The following is a 4,820-nucleotide window of genomic DNA, read 5'->3' on the forward strand; positions in this document are numbered from 1 at the left end:
TCGCCCGTGAGATCGAGCTGGAGGATCCGTACGAGAAGATCGGTGCGGAGCTGGTGAAGGAGGTCGCCAAGAAGACCGACGACGTCGCCGGCGACGGCACCACCACCGCCACCGTCCTGGCCCAGGCTCTCGTCCGTGAGGGTCTGCGCAACGTGGCCGCCGGTTCCAACCCGATGGGCATCAAGCGCGGCATCGAGCAGGCCACCGCCAAGGTGACCGAGGCTCTGCTGGCGTCCGCCAAGGATGTCGAGACCGAGGAGGAGATCGCCGCCACCGCCGGTATCTCCGCTGCTGACCCGGCCATCGGTGCGCAGATCGCCAAGGCCATGTACGCCGTCGGCGGCGGCGAGGTGAACAAGGATTCCGTCATCACCGTGGAGGAGTCCAACACCTTCGGCGTCGAGCTCGAGGTCACCGAGGGTATGCGCTTCGACAAGGGCTACATCTCCGGTTACATGGCCACCGACCTGGAGCGCGGCGAGGCCGTCCTCGAGGATCCGTACATCCTGCTGGTGTCCGGCAAGATCTCCAACATCAAGGATCTGCTGCCGCTGCTGGAGAAGGTCATGCAGTCCGGCAAGCCGCTGCTGATCATCGCCGAGGATGTCGAGGGTGAGGCTCTGTCCACCCTGGTCGTCAACAAGATCCGTGGCACCTTCAAGTCCGTCGCCGTCAAGGCCCCGGGCTTCGGTGACCGTCGTAAGGCCCAGCTGCAGGACATCGCCATCCTCACCGGTGGTCAGGTCATCGCCGAGGAGGTCGGCCTGTCCCTGGAGACCGCCGACATCCCGCTGCTGGGTACCGCCCGCAAGGTCGTCGTGACCAAGGACGACACCACCATCGTCCAGGGTGCCGGTTCCGCCGAGCAGATCGAGGGTCGCGTCAAGCAGATCCGCGCCGAGATCGACAACTCCGACTCCGATTACGACCGTGAGAAGCTGCAGGAGCGTCTGGCCAAGCTGGCCGGCGGTGTCGCAGTGCTCAAGGTCGGTGCCGCCACCGAGGTGGAGCTCAAGGAGCGTAAGCACCGCATCGAGGATGCAGTCCGCAACGCCAAGGCTGCTGTCGACGAGGGCATCGTCGCCGGCGGTGGTGTCGCGCTGCTGCAGGCCGCTGAGGTCCTGGCTGATGATCTCGGCCTGACCGGCGACGAGGCCACGGGCGTCAAGATCGTCCGCGAGGCCCTGTCCGCACCGCTCAAGCAGATCGCCCTCAACGCGGGCCTCGAGGCCGGCGTCGTGACCGAAAAGGTGTCCGGCCTGCCGCAGGGCGAGGGCCTCAACGCCGCTTCGGGCGAGTACGTCGACCTGATGGCCGCCGGCATCAACGACCCGGTGAAGGTCACCCGCTCGGCGCTGCAGAACGCGGCGTCCATCGCGGCGCTGTTCCTCACCACCGAGGCCGTCGTCGCCGACAAGCCCGAGCCGGCCGCACCGGCCATGCCGGGCGGCGACGAGATGGGCGGCATGGGCGGCTTCTAAGCCCCCGCGCCCCCGTCGCTTCTGACAGGCCCCGCACCCCACGTTCGCGTGGGTGCGGGGCCTTCCCCTTTTTCCGGCCCTTATTGTCCCCGCCGCTCCTTCTTCCCCGCCTTTCCCGCTTGACGACGGCCCGCGCATCACCCGTTCATCCGCGCCTCATCGGTTGCTCCCCATCCCCTCGGTTCGGGGCGGCCCGCGTGCCACGTGGGCGTCGTAAAGCCGAAAAGATGGTGGGCATTGGGCTTAGTGCCAAACGATCAACGCTCACGAAAACGCACCCGTAAAAGGCCAGGTGGTCAGAAGTGCTACCCGGGAGCGTTGACCGTATGACACGAAGCTCCTGGAGACGTCGGAGATGGTTGAGATGGTGGAGACGCTGGGCGGGAAACGGCGGAGCGAAAGCGTCTCGGGCTACCGGTACTCCCAGCCGTTCTCGACTTCGAGATTGAAGTAGATGTCGCGGCAGTGCTTCTCGTCCCAGCGCGACCGCGTCCGGGGCTGGCCGAGGGCGTGACCGATCTCGTCGCAGATCTCGTCGATGATCTCCCCGAATCGATTGTCGACGTCGTAATCCGTGTACCGGAGGATCTTCACGTCCCTGCGCACCAGGTTGTTTTGGCGCGCACGATCAACGCGGAACACCTCCTCGTCCGCATGGAACTTCACGGAGTCGAACTCGACCACCAAATTCGCCTCGACGACGTAGATGTCCCACATGTACGGGCCGATCGCGACGTTGAGCTGCACCGTCCACCCGCGCATCTGGATGGCGCGCGCGAGGTGGCCCTCGACCTTCGAACGGCGGTTCTCGGGAGCCCACTCCAGCAGCGGGAACAAGCGATTGGCGTGGCGCGCCGGGAGATTCCGGGCCTCCGCGAGGACGCCGGTGCGCGAATCCATGGTGGGGAACCGGTTGTCGATGGTCTCCGCGACGGCCCTCGGCGACCACACGTCGAGGAGATCGAGCAGCGTTTGCGCGAGCGTCGTGAACGGCAGGCCGCCGATCGTCGTCCGCTGCACGTGGTCGCGCGGATGCCCCTTTGCGCCGCGCGGGCTCTTTCGGCTGCGCGGGACGATGACGTCGAGGTCCGTCGGCTCCCGCTTCTTCAGGTTGTGCGCGAAGGCGGCGATCCGGTGCGAGAAGACGGCGTCCGGCGATCTGACCAGCACCAACTCCATGCGCAAGCGGAGCTCGGTGACCTTGAGGGAGTATTCGCCGCGCTTGCCGCGGACAATCAATCCGCGGTCGAGCAGCAGCGTGAAGTCGCTTCGGGTGAGGCCGAGTTCGATGAGGCGGGCGCGCGTCCAGATCGGCGGCGCCGCGGTCGTCGCTGGTGTGGTCGTCGCCCGAGTCGATGGCGCCGGCCGCCGCGCGGACGTCGAGTCGACTATTGGTTTGGTGCGTGATTCCCCCGGGCGCGCGTGGCCGCCCCGGAACCGTCCCCCCGAATGGTTCATGGGGGCATCGTGGCACGGATTCCGCGCGTGCGCCCGGCGGGCCGAGGGGTCGGGCGCCGGGTGCTCGTGTCATATGGTCAACGCTCCCGAAAATGGCCACGCAAAAGCGCAGGTTGTCACATGTGCTACTCGGGAGCGTTGATCGTATGGCACTAAGCGTCCCCGGTCGTCTCGGGAAACCTGCCAAATGTCCGGCCGACGGCGGTGAAACGCGAGCGGGGGAGGGCCGCGAAGCGGGGAAACGGACGCCGCGAGGGGCCCGGGGGCACCTGGCACGGCAGCCGGCCTCCCCCGAAAAGAGCCTTCACCGGCGAAAGGTGGCCGGAGCCACTGCTCGCCGCCCCGAATCGGGGGCGTTGCGCAGGTAGGCTTGAGGCATGGCTGACACGAACGAAGAGGACTTCCACATCGTCGATCTGGCGGCGACCGAGGGGTACGTCGTGGACGACTCCGACGAGGACGATCCGGTGCTGGTCACCCCGTCCGGCGATCCGGTGGAGACGTGGCGCGAGAACTACCCGTACGAAGAGCGCATGACGCGCAAGGAGTACGAGAAGACGAAGCGCGCCCTCCAGATCGAGCTGCTCAAGTGGCAGAACTGGACCAAGGAAACCGGCCAGAAGCACATCATCCTCTTCGAGGGCCGCGACGCCGCCGGCAAGGGCGGCACCATCAAGCGCTTCAACGAGCACCTCAATCCCCGTGGCGCCCGCACCGTGGCGCTGGAGAAGCCGTCGCCGCGCGAGTCGACGTCGTGGTACTTCCAGCGCTACATCCAGCACTTCCCGTCGGCGGGCGAGATCGTGTTCTTCGACCGTTCCTGGTACAACCGCTCGGGCGTGGAGCGCGTGATGGGCTTCTGCACGGAGTCTCAGCACGCGGAGTTTCTGCGCGAGGTGCCGATGCTGGAGAACATGCTGCTCGGCTCGGGCATTTCGGTGACCAAGCTGTGGTTCTCGGTGACGCAGAAGGAGCAGCGCACCCGCTTCGCCATCCGCCAGGTCGACCCGGTGCGCCAGTGGAAGCTCTCGCCGATGGACCTCGCCTCGCTGGACCGCTGGGACGATTACACCCGCGCCAAGGAAGAGCAGTTCCGCTACACGGACACCGACGAGTCGCCGTGGATCACCATCAAGTCGAACGACAAGAAGCGGGCCCGCATCAACGCGATCCGCTACGTGCTGTCGAAGTTCGAGTACACGAACAAGGATCATGAGCTCGTCGGCGAGCCGGACCCGAAGATCGTGCTCCGCGGCCGCGATCAGATCGGCGACTAGTTTCGCCCGGGTCCGTCGCGGATCCGGCACTTCGCTTTACGACGAACCGGCCCCCGCACCATTCGGTGCGGGGGCCGGTTTCGCCGTGTGGGGAGCTCTCAACTCCGGTCGCCAAACTTCCGAGTCTTCTTTCCGTAGGCGTTTTGGGCTGACCGAACCTGGTCCCACCAAAATTCATCGCGTTCCTCAGCGGTCGCGTCCTTCGGAAGAAGGCCCATTTGAGTGGCAAGGGTGAAAAAACCTCGTCCGGGCTTATTCTCATTTACGTACATCACGAGCGATGAGAGCATCACCTCGTGTTCGTCGAAGGTCTCTTCAACAATGTCGCCGAGAAGGTCTCCCATGGCACTCCTCTCGTCGGCGGACGCGAAGTCGAATCCGGGGTGCCCCGTTGCAGCAACGATCTCGCGATTGAGATCCGTGTAGTTCGTGTAGCGATGAAGTCTTGCGGTTCGCTTCAGTGACTTAGTGGCGGCGTCGATGAAGTCACGCCACACATGTGGATCTCTCCCGTGGATGCGGTCCATTTTTCCTCCTCCAATGAGCTGGGCCTCCATTCTCGCCCACAGTCGATGTGATGCAATAGGAAAAGGCCCCCGCACCA

4 protein-coding genes are annotated in these 4,820 nt (G+C 65.5%); 2 read left to right on the forward strand and 2 right to left on the reverse strand.

From position 1 onward, the window contains the following. Window positions 1-1,481 (forward strand): chaperonin GroEL (gene groL, locus GX015_RS01980; RefSeq protein ID WP_291342390.1); only part of this gene is annotated, 1,481 nt, incomplete at its 5' end. A 411-nt stretch (window positions 1,482-1,892) separates the two neighbouring features. Here groL and GX015_RS01985 read toward each other — a convergent pair. After that, on the reverse strand, window positions 1,893-2,939 hold the full coding sequence (locus GX015_RS01985) for a DUF559 domain-containing protein (protein ID WP_291342392.1): 1,047 nt from the start codon (window positions 2,937-2,939) through the stop codon (window positions 1,893-1,895). A gap of 377 nt (window positions 2,940-3,316) precedes the next feature. Here GX015_RS01985 and ppk2 point away from each other — a divergent pair, with 377 nt between their 5' ends. Then, window positions 3,317-4,216 carry a polyphosphate kinase 2 gene (gene ppk2, locus GX015_RS01990; protein WP_046650554.1) on the forward strand — a complete coding sequence of 300 codons (900 nt, stop codon included), beginning with the start codon at window positions 3,317-3,319 and terminating at the stop codon, window positions 4,214-4,216. A 98-nt stretch (window positions 4,217-4,314) separates the two neighbouring features. On the opposite strand, the gene GX015_RS01995 is transcribed toward ppk2, so the two are convergent. After that, window positions 4,315-4,820, reverse strand: a 506-nt coding sequence (locus tag GX015_RS01995; RefSeq protein WP_291342394.1) for a hypothetical protein, incomplete at its 5' end; no start/stop codon positions are given.

It is taken from the genome of Corynebacterium sp. (genome assembly GCF_012837295.1).
In the GTDB taxonomy this organism is placed as follows: Bacteria; Actinomycetota; Actinomycetes; order Mycobacteriales; family Mycobacteriaceae; genus Corynebacterium.

Bases quoted from the DNA above. Each gene is read 5' to 3' on its own strand.
- GX015_RS01985 (WP_291342392.1), bottom strand. From the start codon at position 2,939: ATGAACCATTCGGGGGGACGGTTCCGGGGCGGCCACGCGCGCCCGGGG.
- ppk2 (WP_046650554.1), top strand. From the start codon at position 3,317: ATGGCTGACACGAACGAAGAGGACTTCCACATCGTCGATCTGGCGGCG.